Raw genomic sequence first — 18,758 nt, 5'->3', positions numbered from 1 at the left:
AATCCTTATGATTGAAACCTTGCTAAAAAAGATAAATGACAATTGTATAAATGTTGATATAGAGATGATTAGAAAAGCATATCATTTTGCAGATGATGCTCATAATGCACAGAGGAGAGAATCTGGTGAGCCATACATAACACATCCAATTGAAGTAGCTGAAATACTTTCAGAACTTGGAATGGATACTAATACTATCGCAGCAGGGTTACTTCATGATGTTTTAGAAGATACTGATTGTACTTTCCAGGAGATGGCAACAGAATTTAATGAAGAAGTTGCAAATCTAGTTAATGGAGTAACTAAACTTGGAAAGATTGAATATAAAACAAAAGAAGAGCAACAAGCTGATAATGTTAGAAAAATGCTTCTTGCTATGGCAAAGGACATAAGGGTTATCATAATTAAATTAGCAGATAGATTACATAACATGAGAACACTAAAGTTTATGACAAAAGAAAAGCAAAAGCTTAAGGCAAAGGAAACTTTAGATATTTATGCGCCACTTGCTCATAGACTAGGTATGTCAAAAATAAAGTGGGAACTTGAGGACCTTTCTTTTAGATATTTACATGAAGAAGAATATTATGATCTTGTTCATCAAATAGCAGAAAAAAGAGTTGAAAGAGAAAGTTATATTGCAAAGGTTATTCATGAATTACTAGAAAATCTTGAGGAATCGGGGATAGATTCAGATATAGAAGGAAGACCTAAGCATTTTTATAGTATTTATAGAAAGATGGTTAATAAGAATAAGAGTATTGAACAAATATTTGATTTAACTGCTATTAGAATTCTTGTTAACTCTGTTAAGGACTGTTATGGAGTATTAGGTATTGTCCATACTATTTATAAACCTATACCAGGAAGATTCAAGGATTATATTGCTATGCCTAAGCCTAATATGTATCAATCTTTACATACAACTGTTATAGGGCCACAGGGAAAAACCTTTGAAATTCAAATAAGAACCTTTGATATGCATAAGACAGCTGAATATGGTATAGCTGCCCATTGGAAGTATAAAGAGGGAGATTCAGCAGAGGATAAGGAACATGAATTTGATAAGAAGTTAGTTTGGCTTAGAGATATGCTTGAATGGCAAAAGGAAACTTCAGATGCAGAAGAATTTATGGAAGGTTTTAAAATTGACCTTTTTTCAGATGAAATATTTGTATTTACACCAAAGGGTGTAGTTATTAACCTAGCTAGTGGCTGTACACCTATTGATTTTGCCTATAGAATACATACTGATGTAGGAAATAAGTGTATAGGTGCTAAGATTAACGGTAAAATAGTTCCTCTAGATCACAAACTTAAAACTGGTGAAATTATTGAGATTATAACTTCACAATCAGCTAAGGGTCCTAATATGGATTGGCTTAATATTGCAAAGAGTAATCAAGCAAAAAGTAAGATTAGAGCATGGTTTAAGAAAACTAAAAAAGAGGAAAATATAAGTAAGGGTAAAGAACTATTAGATAAAGAGCTAAAAAAACAAGCTGTAGTTTTCGCTGATATAGCCAAGGGTGATAGTTATGAAAAAATGCAAAAAAGATATAATATTCATAGCATGGAGGATCTTTATGCTAATATAGGTGTTGGATCAATAATAGCTTCAAGCCTTGTTTCAAGATTAAAAGATGAGAATATAGCAGATAAAGATAAAAATTCAGCAGAGGCTATAAATAAAAGCATAGAAGAGCAAATTGCTAAAACTGAAAGAAATTCTAAAAAAGAAAATAGTTATGGTATTACAGTAAAAGGTGAAAGCAACCTAATGGTTAGATTTGCAAGATGTTGCAATCCAGTACCTGGTGATGATATTCAAGGATATATTACAAAAGGAAGAGGAGTATCAGTTCATAGAACAGACTGTAGCAATTTAAAATCCTTAATTGCATATGATGCTAATAAAGTTGTAGAAGTTAGCTGGGGTATGGCAAAGGGTGCTTCATATGTGGCTGAAATTAGAGTGAAAACTGAGGATAGGATGGGAATACTAGCAGATATTATGATGGTAATAACTGATTCAGGATTACATCTAAGTGCATTAAATGCAACCTCTCCAAAGGGATCAGAAGCCATGATGACAATAAAAGTCAAGATAGATTCAGTTGAACAACTTAAGGAACTTATGAGAAAAATAAGAAGACTTAAAGGTGTTATGGACGTATATAGAATGAATAACTAAAGGGTGTGAAAAGATGAGAGCAGTAGTTCAAAGAGTAAGCTCATCTAGTGTGACAGTAGATAATAAGGTTATTGGAAGTATAGGAAGAGGGTTTAACCTTCTTCTTGGCATTTCAAAGGAAGATACTGTTGAGGATTTGAAATATATAAAAGATAAAGTACTAAATTTAAGAGTTTTTGAAGATGAAAATGATAAGATGAATCTCTCACTTCTTGATGTAAAGGGAGAGATTTTAGCAATTTCACAATTTACCTTATATGGTGATTGTAGAAAAGGTAGAAGACCTAACTTTATGAATGCAATGGGTGGAGATAAAGCAAAAGAGCTATACGAAGAGTTTGTTGAAATACTTAAAGAGTCTGGTCTAAAAGTGGAAGTAGGAGAGTTTGGAGCCCATATGCATGTTGATATACAAAATGATGGGCCAGTTACTATATTGTTAGATAGTAAAAAAGAATTTTAATTCTTAATTGGGAGGTTTTTATGTTAGTTAAAACAATAATTGCAGGATTATACGAAGAGCAGTGCTACATTGCTATGGATGAAAAGACAAAAGAGGCTATAGTTGTAGATCCAGGCGGAGTTAATCCGGAGATAGAAAGAACAATTGAGGAGCTTGGAGCTAAGGTTAAGTATATATTACTTACTCATGGTCACTTTGATCATGTAGGGGGAGTTGAATATTTAGCTGATAAGCTTAATGTACCTTTTTATATTAATAAGATTGATGAAGAATATATGGAAAAGGATAGTTCCGTATATGGCTCTATTAGAAAGGCAGATGGATACTTAAATGATGGTGACAGATTAACTTTAGGTAACCATGAAATTAAAGTTATTCACACACCAGGACATACTAAGGGTGGAGTTTGTTTATTAATAGATGATAAGTTATTTTCAGGAGATACTTTATTCCAAGGATCTATTGGAAGAACTGATTTTATTGGAGGAGACTTCGGTGAAATCATTAATAGTATAAAAACAAAGCTATTACCTTTAGGAGATAACATAGAAGTTTATCCAGGTCATGGGCCAATGTCAACTATTGGATATGAGAAGAGAAATAATATGTACTTAAATGATTATAATAGCTTAATTTAGGAGAAAAAATGGATATAAACATTAAATTAAATGACTTTAAATATCGATATGATGTGTATCAGATGTTTAATATATATTTCCCTCTAGAGCAAATTAACTTTTCAGAGCTAGAGGGAGATTATCATGTTCAAATTAATGATGAAAAAATAAGTTTTTCTTATAAAGATTACAAAAGTGAAGGTTTCTATAAAGAAGAAGAATACTTTAAGGAAACTATTAAAAAGGTAATATTCAAAGCTTTAGAAGAACTTACTGGAGATTATTATCCCTGGGGGACTTTAGTAGGAATAAGACCATCTAAAATAGCATTAAAACATCTAAGGGAAGGTAAGACAGAAGATGAAATCAAAGAGATATTTAAAGAAAAGCATTTAACTTCTGCTGAGAAATCAGAGCTTTGTATAGATGTTGCAAAATTTGAAGATAGATTTGTAAATAAAGATTCTAAGAATATTGCAATATACGTAGGAATGGCATTTTGTCCTACGAGATGTTTATATTGTTCCTTTGCCGCTAACCCTATAGGAGGTAATAAAAAACTAGTTAATCCTTATTTAGATGCATTAATTTATGAAATAGAAGAAATAAGAAAGTATGTAGATGAAAAGGGACTTACTATAGAAACGGTATACTTTGGTGGTGGTACACCTACTGCAGTAAATGATGAGGAATTTGAAAATCTAATGAATACGATATATAATTCCTTTGTAAATAAAAGAGGTTTAAAGGAGTTTACCGTAGAGTGTGGTAGACCAGATTCTATAACATTAAAGAAACTTCAAACTATGAAGAATTATGATGTTACAAGAATTAGTATAAATCCTCAGACTATGAATGATGATACCTTAAAGTTAATAGGTAGAGGGCATACATCCCAAGATGTAATTGATAAATTCAATATGGCTAAGGAATTGGGCTTTGAAGATATTAATATGGATATGATAATTGGACTTCCAGGAGAAGGGTTAAAAGAAGCTCAGCATACAGCTAAAGAACTTATGAAACTTTCACCTGATAGTTTAACAGTTCATGGATTATCCTTAAAAAGAGGATCAATTATGTATGAAAACTTCATTTTAAAGAAAGGCTTAGGTCTTAAAAGTCAGGATGAAGTTATGAAAATGTATGAAGAGAGTAAAAAGTTAGCAAAAACCTTAAATTTAACACCATATTATATGTATAGACAAAAAAATATGGTTGGAAATATGGAGAATTTGGGTTATGCTAAAAAGGGAAAAGAATGCATCTACAACATCCAAATGATAGAGGATAAGCAGACTATAATTGCTCTAGGAGCAGATGCAGTTACTAAGGTTGTATTCTTAGATGAAAATAGAATAGAGCGTTTTGGTAATGTTAAAGATGTTAAAGAATATACAAATAGAATTGAAGAAATGGTAGAAGGTAAAAAGAAGTTACTGGACACCCTATATAAATAAGGAGGGTTACAATGGAAATGCAGGCACCTAAGGGTACCAAGGATATGCTACCTCAAGACGCATATAAATGGCACTACGTTGAGAATACATTTAAAAATACAGCAAAGAATTTTGGAATGAGAGAGATAAGAACTCCTATTTTTGAACATACAGATCTTTTCTTAAGAGGAGTAGGGGATACAACTGATATAGTTCAAAAGGAAATGTACACTTTTAAGGATAAAGGTGATAGAAGTATTACACTTAAGCCAGAAGGAACAGCTCCAGTAGTTAGAGCATTTATCGAAAATAGATTATTTAATGAAGCACAACCAACTAAGCTTTTTTATGTAATTCCATGTTTCAGATATGAAAATGTTCAAAAGGGAAGACTTAGACAATTCCATCAATGTGGGGTAGAGGTATTTGGATCAAAGGAACCTTCAATGGATGCAGAGGTTATTGCCTTTGCTATGGAAGTTTTAAAGAACCTTGGATTAAAGGGATTAAGACTAAATATTAACAACCTAGGTTGCCCAATTTGTAGACCTAATTATAATGATGCTTTAAAGGCTTTCTTAAAGGAAAACTATGATAATTTATGTCCTACATGTAAGGACAGATTTGAAAAGAATCCAATGAGAATTCTTGATTGTAAAGAAAGAAAGTGTAAAGAAATAACTAAGAGTGCACCTATAATATTAGATTATATGTGTGAAGAGTGTGATACTCACTTTGATAAAGTTAAGGAATACTTAAAATTATTAGGAATTCCATTTGCAGTTGACCCTAGTATAGTTAGAGGATTAGACTATTATACTAAAACAATATTTGAAATCTTAAATGATGACTTCACAGCAATTGGTGGAGGAAGATATGACAATATGATTTCAGAACTTGGTGGGCCAGAAATGCCAGCTGTAGGTTTTGGTATGGGTATTGAAAGAATGATAATGACCCTTGATAAAGAAGGGGTAGAAATACCTAATGATGATACTTGTGATATTTATATAGGAGCAAGAGGAGAAGAGGCGTACATGGCTAGCTTCAAACTTGCAAATGATTTAAGACAACAAGGTGTTAAGGTTGAAATAAATCATATGGGAAGAAGCGTAAAGGCAGAAATGAAGTATGCTAATAAGCTAGGTGCCAAGTTTACTACTATATTAGGTGATGATGAATTAGCTAATAAGAGTGTGAGACTTAAGAGAATGAATGATGGTGAGATCTTTGAGGTATCACTTGATAATATAGAAGAAATTGCGAAAGCGGTTAAATAAGAAAGGAATGACTTTAGAATGGGTGAAGCTTTAAATGGATTAAAGAGAACTATGTATTGTGGCGAACCTAGAGAAGAACATATAGGTAAGATAGTTACCCTTATGGGATGGGTTCAAACAAATAGACAAAAGGGTGGATTAGGATTTATCGTTTTAAGAGATAGAACTGGATTCATGCAAATAATGGTGAATGAAGATACAAATACTGAGGTATTTGAAAAAGCAAAATCTGTTAAGCCTGAATATTGTATAGCAGTAACTGGTGAAGTAGTAAGAAGGGAATCTCCAAATACTGATATGCCAACAGGTATGGTTGAGTTAACATGTGAAAGCATAAAGATTCTTTCAGAATCAGAAACTCCACCAATATATATTAAAGAAGGATTAGATGCTGGTGAACAAATAAGATTAAAGCACAGATACCTTGATTTAAGAAGACCAGATATGCAAAATATATTCTTCATAAGAAATAGAGCTACCAAGGCAGTTAGAGATTTCTTAGATAACAATAATTTCTTAGATATTGAAACACCAATGTTAACTAAGTCTACTCCAGAAGGTGCTAGAGACTACTTAGTTCCATCAAGAAATTATCCAGGTATGTTCTATGCATTACCTCAATCACCACAAATATTTAAGCAATTATTAATGGTGTCAGGTTTTGATAGATACTATCAAATAGTTAAATGTTTCAGAGATGAAGATTTAAGAGCTAATAGACAACCTGAATTCACTCAAATCGATTTAGAAATGAGTTTTGTTGAGCAAGAAGAAATCATGGAATTAAATGAAAGATTAGTAGCTCATGTATTTAAGGAAGTACTAGGACATGAAATAAAGCTTCCAATAGCAAGAATGACTTTCAAAGATGCTATGGAAAAGTACGGTTCAGATAAACCTGACTTAAGATTTGGTATGGAAATAACTGATTTAACTGAAGTTGTTAAAGATATAGACTTTAAGGTATTCCAAGGAGCTATCGAAATAGGTGGTTCAGTTAGAGCACTTTGCCTAAAGGGTGGAGCAGCTATGGGAAGAAAAGATGTTGATAGATTAGGTGAGTTCGTTAAGACTTACAAAGCTAAGGGATTAGCATATATCCAGCTTAAAGAAGATGGAATTAAATCACCAATTTCTAAGTTTGTTAATGAAGAAGAAATGGATGCTATCATAAAGAAGATGGGAGCAGAACAAGGAGATATAATCTTAATAGTTGCTGATAAGAACTCAGTAGTATTCCAAAGTCTTGGAGCTTTAAGATTAGAGCTTGCTAAGAAGTATGATTTAATTAAGGATAAGAATGAATTTAACTTCTGCTGGATTACAGAATTCCCATTATTTGAGTACAATGAAGAAGAAGATAGATACACAGCTTGCCACCACCCATTCACAGCACCAATGGATGAAGATTTAGATATGATAGAAAGTAATCCAGGAGCTGTAAGATCTAAGGCATATGACCTAGTATTAAATGGGGAAGAACTAGGTGGAGGTTCAATCAGAATTCATAACATGGATTTACAAGAAAGAATGTTCAAAGCCTTAGGATTCACTCAAGAAGCTGCTTGGGAAAGATTTGGATTCTTACTTGAAGCCTTTAAGTTTGGACCACCACCACATGGCGGATTAGCCTTTGGATTAGATAGATTAGTAATGTTCTTATCTGGAACTGATAATATTAAGGATGTTATTGCATTCCCTAAGAATCAAAATGCTTACTGCTACTTAAGTGAGGCACCAAACATAGCTGATGCTAAGCAATTAGAGGAACTAGGAATTGGAATCTTACCTAAGAAGGAAGAAGAAAAGGAAAACTAAATCAATGGATTTTTAGAGAGAAGCCGAAAGGCTTCTTTTTTTTTGCGTAAAAATAGGATCAATAAATTATTTATAAATAAAGATAAGAAATAAAATAACCAATAAATATCATAACAAAATGGATTAAATAACTAAAATATTAAATGAGATTATAGGTTTGGAAATTTTGTGGAGTTAATTTACTATTTGATACAAATTTAACATATTATTACAAAATTATGTTAAAATATAAAATTGAAGAGCAAAAAGAAGGAGGAGATAATGTGAAAAAAATAAAAAGCTTTGCAATAATTCTATTAATGTCATTTATAGTCACTACATTTCAAAGTGCATTTCCAGCATTAGCAATTGAAAATAGTGTTACAAGTGAAGTAAAGCAAGAAGAAAAGGAAAGTCTTACGAAAGAGGAAAAAATACTAGAAGAAACTGTACGAGATAATCCAAAGTATAAAAAAGTAAGGGTACCGTATATAAATGGGGTAGAAAATACAAATGAAGGATTAAAAATAACATGGGATAAGGTAGAAGGGGCAAATTACGAAATTGAAGTAGATGGTAAAGATATAAAGTCTATAAATAAAGATAAGACAGAGTTTACCCTAAAGGATGAAAACAAGTTAAATAAGTATATTAATTTTAGAGTAAGATCAGAAGTTAATGGAGAAAAATCTAATTGGTCCAGCAATTATGGTGGATATTATAATATAATAACATCCAATTTAGTAGCAAGAGCAGCTTGGGTTGATACACAAAATGGAATAGTTGACTTAGATACTGGAGAAATGGTTGAAAGATTCAGAGAACCAGATAGCTATACAACTGATTTAGAGAATAAAACAGTTACTCTTAAAAAAAATAATAAGGGATATAAAATTATTGGTTCTTTTAGATTATATAACTTAACAATTGATCCAGGTGTGACTGTTTATTTTGAAAGTAAAGAGCCATTAGCAGTTACAGGTAACTTAAAGATTGGGGATAAGGGATCAGAAGAGAAAGTTAATCTAATAAGAAATATTAATGAAAAACCAGAGGATCCAAATAAGCCTTCTTGGTACGGTCCAATGATAAGTATTTGGAAGATTGATTACAATGATTCAAGAAAAGTTAATAGATCAATTGAGAACTGTAATATTGTAGATAAGCTAACTGGCGCAATGTCTGAACAAACAATAGTAGTAAAGGATGTTGCAGTAAGCCTTGAGAATAATACTATAGTATCTCAAGCAGCTCAGGCTATAGGTGTAAGTAATAATGTACAAGACTCTGAAAAAAGTCTTCAAAGGGTTATAGCTAAGAATAATAAAATTATTACATCCTTAGAAGGGCTAGTTATAAAGGGAGCATATGTAAATCCAAAGGAAGATAATAAACCAGAAGTCTCAGTATTAATTGATGGAAATATAATAACTTCAGATTATAAAGGAATTACCTTTGCAGAGGTGTATAATAATCCATTAATTACAGAATATAAGGTTCAAAACAATAAGTTGTACTCAGGAAACTATACGAATAAAGCACTAGAGGGGCTAGATTTAAGCAAATTATCTAATTTAGATGAAAAAGTGAATGGAGCTATAAAGATTTCATCAGAAAGTGGAATTAATAATCAAGAGGCCTATAAAACTAGTGAAGGTATTAAAATAGATATTAAAAATTATTCATATGCTATTTGTAGCATTACTAGTAATACAGTAAGAAATTACAAAACAGCTATTGTTAATACAAATGGTAAGTTGAGTTATACAGATAATACAGTATTTAATGCTGTAGAGGGTATAAGAACAACAATAGATGAATTTTATATAGGAACAGTAAGTAATTTCTTCGGAACGAATACATTTAATTTAAATGCTGATTTTTCACCAGATGATGATGGCAATAAATTAACTCCAATAGGTGTAGGTAATTACGGTGAAGGGTTATTAAAAATAGATAATTCTACTATAAAAATGAATAGTAATGGTATAGCAGTTAATAACGAAGGTGTACTACAATTATCTGGACTAGCTAAAATTACTGGTTCTAACGGTGACTCTAGGGGAGCCTATAATTCTAATAATTCAGTTGGTATACTAAATTGTTCATCATCTGCCTATACATTAATATCAAGAACTTATGTTAGTAATTTTAATGTAGCAGTGAAAAATACAAATGGTGACATAATTACATCAGGACTTGATAGTAGGGAGACATACTATCCTATAGTTGCAATAGCAGCAAAAGAAGGATTTAGAGGTGATTCTGCTTTAACAATAGTGCAATCAAACCTTATTAAGAAAAATAATGGCGGCTTTGGTGTAAATATAATAAATGAAGGATTTAAATTAGTTGATGGATATAGTATTTACTTTGAAAAAATGAATCCAGATGAACTTGATTCTAGTGGTAACTTCATCTATCCAAAGAGATTAGATAATGTTAGTGATGCTATAGTAAGATCCTGCTATGTTGGTAAGGATAAGGATAGTTACCAAGATGGAATTGTAACTATAGATAATCTTATCTATGATGAACCAATAGATATAGAAACAGCAGATGAATTAATTGATTTAACAGATCAGATACCTAATTATGGATTATATAGAAGTTTTGGTAATGAAGGAAATGATCCGGCAACAGGAAGCTTTGGTAAAAAGGTTGAAGATTTTAATAGTGTATTTAAATATTTTGATTATAACTTAAGTAGATCATACAACTCCTTAGATGATAGAGAACCAGGGGTACTAGGTAGAGGATGGAGATTCTCATTTCAAGGATCTGTAGAAGAATTAACTGTAGAAGAAGGTAAGACAAAGATAAAGCAAGTAACTTTACCTAATGGTTCTATAGTAACATTCAAGGTTAAAGAAGATAAGGATAAGAATGTAACATTTGAAGCTTTAGATAGTAGAAATAAATTATCTAAAAATGGAGATGGATATGTATTAATAACTAAGGAAAAGCTTAAATACTATTTTAATGATAAGGGCTTATTAAACCAAATAGTAGATAGGAATGGTAATACATTAAATACAGAATTTAATGATGATAAAACTATAAAGAAGATTATTGATATGCGTGGTTCAGAACTTGAATTTAATTATTCTAAAGAAGGACCGAAGGGGATAGAGTCAGTAGTAGAAAAAATTAATGGAAAAGAAATAAAAAGAACAAATTATCAAGTTGTAAGTGAGAATGGAAGTTCTTTGCTAAAGAAATTCACTAATTCATATGGAAAGAATTTTTATTATGACTATGATAGTAATAATCAACTTACAGCAATAAGAACAGATAGCGAAACCTTAGAACAGATTAATTACAATAAGGATAAGAAGGTTAACTATCATATAGATATTAATGACAATAAATTATCCTATGAATATGATACAGGAAATAGACAAACTGTTATAACTGATTCAAAAGGTTTTAAAATTATAGAACGTTATGACATAAATAATCAAGAAACATTTACTAGTTACTCAGATGGAACTACTGTTATAACTACTTATCAATTAGATGAAGGTAAGAATAAGTATGGAGAAGTTAGAACGCAAAAAGATAGAAGTGGTATAAGCAGAAGTTTTGAAAGAGATGATAGAGGAAATGTAGTAAAGGAATTAGTTAATTCAAAGGTGATTAAGGCATATGGATATGATGAGAAAGATAATAAGATTGTTGAAAAAGATTATTTAGATAATACTAATGCTTTAAGGACATTCTATGACTATGATTCAAAGGGGAATGTTATAAGAGAAATAACACCAAAAACCTTTGATACAGCTGATTATACTAATGGACAAAATTTAGCTAATTATATATTAAAGAATTATACCTATGAAGATAAAGTAAAAGCAAAAGGTGTATTAAAGGCGGAAACAGATGCAAAGGGAACAATTGAATACACTTATGATGATAGAGGAAATTTGGCAACAGAAATTGATCAATATGGAGCAAAGACATCTTATAAGTATAATGATTTAGACCTAATAGCTGAAGAAACTCAGCAGAATGGAAATAAGATTAAATCATATTACGATATAAATAGCAATTTAATAAAGAAAGTAGTAGAAATAGATCCATTTAAATCAGTAGAAGAGAAAAGAGCAATTCCAGATGTAGTTGAAAGATCTGAATTCGATAATGAAGGTAACAAAGTTAAAGAAGTATATGGAGATCTTTATGATTCATCAAAGGATAAGGTAGCAATTGATGATACAAATAAGATTTATAGTGATGATAGTTACACTGGAGATTCTAATGTAGCAAACACTTATTATAAGAATAACAAGGTTAAATCTGAAGTAAGAAAAGTAAGTGATAAAGAAAACTACAAAAGTGAATTTAAGTATGATGTATATGGAAATATAGGTGAAGAAATAAAAGCAAATGGTGCTAAGTACACTTATATAGGAGACGACCAAGGTAGAATATTAGAATCATATATAGAAGAGAATGGAAAGAATGTACTACTTGAAAAGATAAGTTATCAATATACAGGTGATGGTGGATATACTAAGACAAATAATAAGTATATAGATGGCAGTAAGAGTTTAGTAACAAAGACTACCTATAATTATATGGATAAAGAAATTGAGGTAGTAAATCCAGAGGGAGCAGTTAATAAAAAGGAATATGACTTACAAGGAAATATTACTAGAGAAGTAGATTCAAGAAATTATGAAACATTGTATAAATATAATGGACAAAATAAAGTTCAATCTATTTATAAGAATGTATCAAATTATAAAGACAGTAATGGCGCAGAAAAGAAGAATTATCAAACAACCTATTATAGCTATGATGATTTGGATAATGTAGTTGAGAAAAAGAAAGGCAAATATGATTCAATTGGAGCAGATGATATATCTTCCTCACTATATGTAGAGAAGTATATAAGAAAGTATAACACTAGTACTAAGGAAGAAGAAGTAACTACTCAGTATGGATCTGAGGAGAAGGGAGTCTTTACACAGGATAAAAATAGTGGGAAGAAAGAAATATTTAATTATAACGGAAATAAAGTAAAAGAAGAATTAACTTATGAAGCAGGAAAAGTTAAAACAATAGAGTATGTTAATACGTTAAATGGAAAAGTTAGAGAGAAAACTGAAAGGGTATTAGAATCAGACATATTAGAGGATGGTTCTAATAGTAAAGAAATAAAGCTCACAACTTCTTATTTATTTGATAAAAGAGGACAAGTTACCGATGTAATCTCCCATTCAGATGACTCATATAAAGGAATGTCAGTGAAATATGGCTATGATTATCAAGGTAGGCAAACAGAAACAACTACTATAGATAACTCAAAGCCTAGTGAATCAATATCATCATCAAAGACTTATAATATGTACAATGATGTTGTCACTTCAACTGATGGTAATAAAAATAAGATTATAAATGAATATGATATGAGGGGAAGACTTTCTAAAGTAAGGTATGTAAAAGCTAATAATCAAGAGGATGTAACAGCATATGAATATGATAATGCTGATAGATTGATTAGAGAGGTAGCAGCTGGAAACTATATTTCAGGGAAGGCCTTAAATACTTTACCAAGAACAGAATACAAAAGAGATAATGTAGGTAGAATACTAGTAGAAGTTCAAATTGGTGAAACTAATAGCGCAGATGTTAATGCTAAGACTACCGAATACAAAAATAAAACGGTAGTAACAAAAGCATATGAGTATGATGGTAATGGTAATGTTATTAAAGAAGTTGAGGGAAATAATTTACCAGAGGTTACTACAGCAGATAATTACTTATCAAGTATAGATGATTTAAAAGCCAAGATAAAATCTGTACCAGGTAAGGAAATAAGATATTATGGAGATAATCAAGTAGAAAGCTTTATATCGCCGGAAAATCAAAAAAGTTCATCTATAGAAACTTTTAATGGAATTAAGTGTGATGAAAAGTATGTATATGATGGATTAGGAAACTTGAGGAGTTTATATAAAGGTGATAAATCTAGTATGTCATATAACTATGATTTATTTGGAAATGTAACAACGGTTATTATATCAAAGTCTGGAAAAAGGACAACAATGCAAATAAATAAGTATGATGGATTATCTAGACTTATTGAAACAGAAGATGGTGATGGTTATAAGACGAAATTAACTTATAATAACTTTGATAAGGTAAAAAATGAAACTTATGAAGTGGAAAAGGGAAAAACTGAGACTAAGACAAATATTTATGATCCTATGGCTAATCTTACAAAATGGAAGAATACTGAAGGAAAGTTTGAAGAATATGTATATGATGCGTATGGTAGAAATACAGAAAAAAGAGTAGGTAATGAAGATGGCTCTGTTACTGTAAATAAAGTTAAGGATATGGATAGTAACGGAAATATAAAAGTCATGATTGATGGAGAAAATAATATAACAGAAGCTAATTATGATGAGAAGAATAGACCTACTGATGTAAGCACATCCTCAAAAGAAGGGATAAAGCATGTAAAGAAGTATAATTATGATCCTTACGGAAATGTTTTAAGTGAGGAACAATTAATAGTAAATCAAAATCAAAATGAAAGTGTAAGTAAGAAAGTTAATGAATATGATAATTTCGGCAAATTAATAAAAGAAAAGAATGCTTCAGGAGAATTGTTAAAAGAATATGGATACCAAACTGGTACAGAACCTGTAATTGTTAAAGAAGGAAAAAGCAACACTACTATTTTTGAGTATGATAAAAATAATAGGATTATATCAGAAACAGATGGAGTGGGGGATAGAAAGACATATTCATATACATTGGGAGATTCTAAAATTAGACAGATATCATTAGGTGAAAGAAGAAATTCAGTATATGATTATGATGAACGTGGAAATTTAACAAGTGTTGCAGAGCACGGTGGCCGTGGTAATGGGCTTGGAAGTCTTGGATTGCTTAGAAGAACTAGATACGAATATGATAATAGAGGAAATTTAATTAAGCAAGCTGAGGGAGCTAATAGCAACTATGAAGAATATACAGCTGAGAAGATTACAAAATATGATTATAATGGATTAAATAAAGTAACTACAAAGATTTATGATGATGAATCAAAGGAAATTTACTCTTATTTTAGTAATGGAACATTGAAAGAGTCTATAGATAAAATGGGAAGTATTACATCTTATGAATATGATAAGACTGGTAGCTTAAGAAAAAGAACAGTAAAAGATAGAGATAAAAAGTTAGTTGATGAGATAAGTTATACTAACGATAATTTAGGAAATGTAGAGGAAGTTACTAATACTTTAAATAATGGTGTAAAAGAAGTAGTTAGGGAGTATGATGGTATTGGAAGAATAACATCAGAAAAAACAACAGATAAAGATAGTAAAGATAATAATTCTATATCTAAAGAATATGATATTTTAGTGGATCATAAAGATATTTATAAAGACGCAGTTGTTGCAGAGAAAACAGTAACATCAAATAATACAATAATATCAAAGGCATATGATAAGAATGGCAGATTAAAATATGTTATTGATGGAGATATTAATGATTCAAAAGCTAAGATTATTGGAAATTACAGTTATAGTGATAATAATAGAATATCAACACTAGAATATGGTGATAAGAGTACAATAGAATATTCTTATTACAATGATTTTAATATTAATACAATAACAAATAAAGATGGTTCAAAAAATATTTTAGAAACTTACCAATATACTTATGATGATACGGATAGACCAACGACTTTAACAAAGACTAAGGAGGATGTTAAGGAAGTTGAGAGATATGGATATGATGGATTAAATAGACTTTATTCTTTAGTAGAAGAAACCCATAAGGATAATGAGGTTAAAAGAAAGAAAACTACTTTTGAATATAATATTATAAACGATATGGTGAAGTCTGTAGAAAGCAGATTAGAAAATACAGGGTATACCCCAGTATATCAAACAGATTACGAATATACTAATCATAGGTTAACAAAGCAAAAAAATAGTAATCTTGCAGATAATACAGGCTTAGAAACTAAGTTTATTTATGATGCAAATGGTAACTTATGCACTTCTACCAATGGTAATGAGACTAAAACTTATGGATATGACAGATTAAATAGATTAATTTCAGCTAATGTAGATGGTAATTTAGTTAAGTATGGATATAACGGTTTAGACAAAAAAGTATCAAAGACTTTAGGCAATGATATTACTTCATTAATATATGATGGAGATAATGCAGTTGAAGAAGTATTGAATGATAAGTTAAATGGAACAACTTATTATGGGGATAAGGCACTATATAGAAATGACCTTCAAAATGAGCAAAAATATTACTACTTCTATAATACCCATAATGATGTAACAGACTTAAGATTAAATGGACAAACTAAGACAAGCTATAAGTATGATGCCTTTGGTAAAGAGGTAGGCATAAATGGCCAGGGTACAGTAAAGGTAAATAATCCTATAAGATATGCAGGATATTATTACGAAGAGGATAGTAATTTATACTACCTAAATGCAAGAATGTATAATCCTGATACAAAGAGATTTATGCAACAAGATACAGTAATTGGGGATATCCAAGATCCAAATACATTAAATCTTTATGCATATTCAGGAAACAATCCTATAATAAATTATGATCCAACTGGACATTGGTTTGAAACATTTTTAGATGTAGTTAGTTTAGGAATGAGTATACGTGACTTTGTTAAAGAGCCATCTTTATTGAATTTTGGAATGCTAGCGTGGGATGTAGTATCTTTAGTGCCAGGGGTTCCAGGAAGTTATGTTGCAAAGGGCTTTAAGTATGCAGATGATATTCATGATGGAGTAAAGGCTGCAGATAGGATACACGATGGGGTAAATGCAATAGACAATATTCATGATGGAGTAAACGCAATAGATAACATTCATGATGGATTGAAAGCAGCTGATGGAGTTACTAGTGTAGCAAAACAAGCAGAAAATATTAGAGATTTATCAGTGGCAGCAAAGGGAGGAAAGGAATTACTCCAAGAAACTGCAAAGCAAACTATGAAACATGGTGATGATCTGATAAAAGATGGAAGAGTAATAGCATCATCAGCTAGAAAAGCAGCAGAAAAATCAAGAGCAATAATGTCACAAGTTAAGACTAAGGTATCTTCGATAAAGAGTAAGATATCAAGTACCATTAAGAGCAAGATGGATAAGATAAAGGCTGTTGGTGGAAGTAAAGTAGATAATATTAAGACCAATATAGGTAATAAGGTTCAGGTTGGAAAAGCTAAGACAGAGATTGGCTGGTGTAATACCAAAAAGATGGTAGGAATAAAATCTAGCTGCTTTACGCCAGATACCTTAGTTAAGACAGATGAAGGATTAAAACCTATAGGAGAGCTTAAAGAAGGAGATAAAGTATACTCTGTTGATGAAGATAGTGTTGATGAAGATTCAAGTCTTAAAGATATAAAAGAAGTAAAGATAAGCGAAACAGATACACTAGTAAAATTACAAATCAATGGAGAAGAGATAAAGACAACCAAGACACATCCAATCTATGTAGAAGGAAAAGGCTTTATCGATGCAGAATATATTGTAGCAGGAGATAGAGTAAGAACAGCTGAAGGTGAAATAGAAGAAGTAACATCAAAAGAAATAGAAACTCTAGAGTCACCAATAAAGGTTTATAATTTAGAAGTAGAGGATAATAGAACTTATTATGTAGGTAGTAATGAAGTTCTAGTGCATAATGATTGTGACGATGCTACTAAATTATTAAAGAGTATTGATGAAAGGAAGGCTTTAAAGGGATCTACTAAAGCTCCTATATCTCAGATGACAAATGAGGAACTTATTCAAGAGGTAGCAAGGAGAGCCGAGAATAAAATAGGAGGAACGGGTAGAGTTGCAGGAACTAAAAAACATGCATATTCACAAAAATTAATAGATAGATATCAAAGTATGTTCGGAGATAGAGGCTTAAGAACAGAAACAACATGGCTAGGAGGGAATGCAGCAACGTATGGAACTAAAGGGAGTGCAAGAATAGATGTTCTAGATACAATTAATAACACAGCGTATGATTACAAATTTACCATAAGGCCAGGAAAGGGATTATCAAAAAGACAAACAAATAAAATATTTAATAATGGGCCTAGTTATTTACAATATGTTAAGGAGGTAAACCCATAATGGGAATGAAGATTACAACAACAATGAGGAAGAAGATTACAACAGATTGGAAAGAATTATATCCATCTATGGAGATTTATAAACCAATGTGGTTAATGAATATTTTAGGACCTTTAGCAGTAGGTGTATTATTGCATATTAAATCAGATAAAGATAGGTATATTCCAACTTTGCATGTGCATAATTTAGCTGAAAGGTTTCCAATTGTTTCATTAGGAATAGAAATAACAGATAATAATAAATATATATCTACAATAAGTCCAGAAGGTAAATATAAAGATATTGCAATGTCATTGAATAAAAAGGCACTAATTCCGTTAGAGGGAGATATTGACATAAAATTAATAATAGATAACTTAACAAAATATTGTGATAGGTTACCTGATGGCCCTAAATTAGAGGTATTTAAGTATATGTTATATATAGCTGGATGGAATGGAGAAGAATCAATAATAAGTAAAGTAGAAAAATATGTTGAAAGAGAAATTTCTCTTTTTAAGGTAGATATATTAGAACGAAGTGGGGGAGTAGATGTTTGGTTTAAAAGTCTTAAGGAATCTACACAAGATACAAAGAAGTTAAGAGAAATAGTTAATCAACAAATCATTGAATTAAAGCTAGATAAATTACCAGTAAGAAATATAATCTCGCAATAGTTACTTAAGAGTATGATTTGTTACAAAATAGTTATATTTTTAACTGAATAAAATTTAATTTCTTAAATAATAGAATAATTTTAATAAATTTTAATCAAAAATAAATAGATTAATATTAATAATGTAGTGTAAGAAGTCAAGAAGATTAATGTTTCAGTAATTGGAACATT

8 protein-coding genes are annotated in these 18,758 nt (G+C 30.6%); all 8 read left to right on the top strand.

What is annotated here, in order from left to right; all coding sequences use genetic code 11:
- The first annotated feature begins 7 nt into the window (after window positions 1-7).
- Window positions 8-2,194 (top strand): RelA/SpoT family protein, encoded by a 2,187-nt coding sequence (locus ACSYT2_RS10740; RefSeq protein WP_430855212.1) that lies wholly within the window; start codon window positions 8-10, stop codon window positions 2,192-2,194.
- Between the two features lie 13 nt (window positions 2,195-2,207).
- Entirely contained in the window at window positions 2,208-2,657 is a 450-nt protein-coding gene (gene dtd, locus ACSYT2_RS10735) for a D-aminoacyl-tRNA deacylase (RefSeq protein ID WP_430855211.1), read from the top strand.
- A gap of 20 nt (window positions 2,658-2,677) precedes the next feature.
- Window positions 2,678-3,295, top strand: a complete 618-nt coding sequence (locus ACSYT2_RS10730; protein ID WP_430855210.1) for an MBL fold metallo-hydrolase — start codon at window positions 2,678-2,680, stop codon at window positions 3,293-3,295.
- An 8-nt stretch (window positions 3,296-3,303) separates the two neighbouring features.
- Window positions 3,304-4,734: a coproporphyrinogen III oxidase gene (locus ACSYT2_RS10725; protein ID WP_430855209.1), complete on the top strand. Its 1,431-nt coding sequence runs from the start codon at window positions 3,304-3,306 to the stop codon at window positions 4,732-4,734.
- Between the two features lie 11 nt (window positions 4,735-4,745).
- Complete coding sequence (gene hisS / locus ACSYT2_RS10720; protein ID WP_430855208.1) at window positions 4,746-5,993, top strand: histidine--tRNA ligase; 1,248 nt, start codon at window positions 4,746-4,748, stop codon at window positions 5,991-5,993.
- A gap of 18 nt (window positions 5,994-6,011) precedes the next feature.
- The gene (gene aspS / locus ACSYT2_RS10715) at window positions 6,012-7,811 is read left to right on the top strand and encodes an aspartate--tRNA ligase (RefSeq protein WP_430855207.1); all 1,800 of its coding nucleotides are present in this window, start codon (window positions 6,012-6,014) and stop codon (window positions 7,809-7,811) included.
- A 263-nt stretch (window positions 7,812-8,074) separates the two neighbouring features.
- Window positions 8,075-17,932: a polymorphic toxin-type HINT domain-containing protein gene (locus tag ACSYT2_RS10710; RefSeq protein WP_438384757.1), complete on the top strand. Its 9,858-nt coding sequence runs from the start codon at window positions 8,075-8,077 to the stop codon at window positions 17,930-17,932.
- Window positions 17,932-18,588 (top strand): hypothetical protein, encoded by a 657-nt coding sequence (locus ACSYT2_RS10705; protein WP_438384756.1) that lies wholly within the window; start codon window positions 17,932-17,934, stop codon window positions 18,586-18,588. The genes ACSYT2_RS10710 and ACSYT2_RS10705 overlap by 1 nt, the downstream gene beginning before the upstream one ends.
- Window positions 18,589-18,758: the final 170 nt, after the last annotated feature.

It is taken from the genome of Clostridium zhoujianii, from assembly GCF_051590805.1.
In the GTDB taxonomy this organism is placed as follows: domain Bacteria; phylum Bacillota; class Clostridia; order Clostridiales; family Clostridiaceae; genus Clostridium.
The sequence above is the reverse complement of the archived record's forward strand: the minus strand, read 5'-3'. Positions and strand labels throughout refer to the sequence as shown.

Bases quoted from the DNA above. Each gene is read 5' to 3' on its own strand.
- ACSYT2_RS10705 (WP_438384756.1), top strand. From the start codon at position 17,932: ATGGGAATGAAGATTACAACAACAATGAGGAAGAAGATTACAACAGAT.
- aspS (WP_430855207.1), top strand. From the start codon at position 6,012: ATGGGTGAAGCTTTAAATGGATTAAAGAGAACTATGTATTGTGGCGAA.
- hisS (WP_430855208.1), top strand. From the start codon at position 4,746: ATGGAAATGCAGGCACCTAAGGGTACCAAGGATATGCTACCTCAAGAC.
- dtd (WP_430855211.1), top strand. From the start codon at position 2,208: ATGAGAGCAGTAGTTCAAAGAGTAAGCTCATCTAGTGTGACAGTAGAT.
- ACSYT2_RS10730 (WP_430855210.1), top strand. From the start codon at position 2,678: ATGTTAGTTAAAACAATAATTGCAGGATTATACGAAGAGCAGTGCTAC.
- ACSYT2_RS10740 (WP_430855212.1), top strand. From the start codon at position 8: ATGATTGAAACCTTGCTAAAAAAGATAAATGACAATTGTATAAATGTT.
- ACSYT2_RS10725 (WP_430855209.1), top strand. From the start codon at position 3,304: ATGGATATAAACATTAAATTAAATGACTTTAAATATCGATATGATGTG.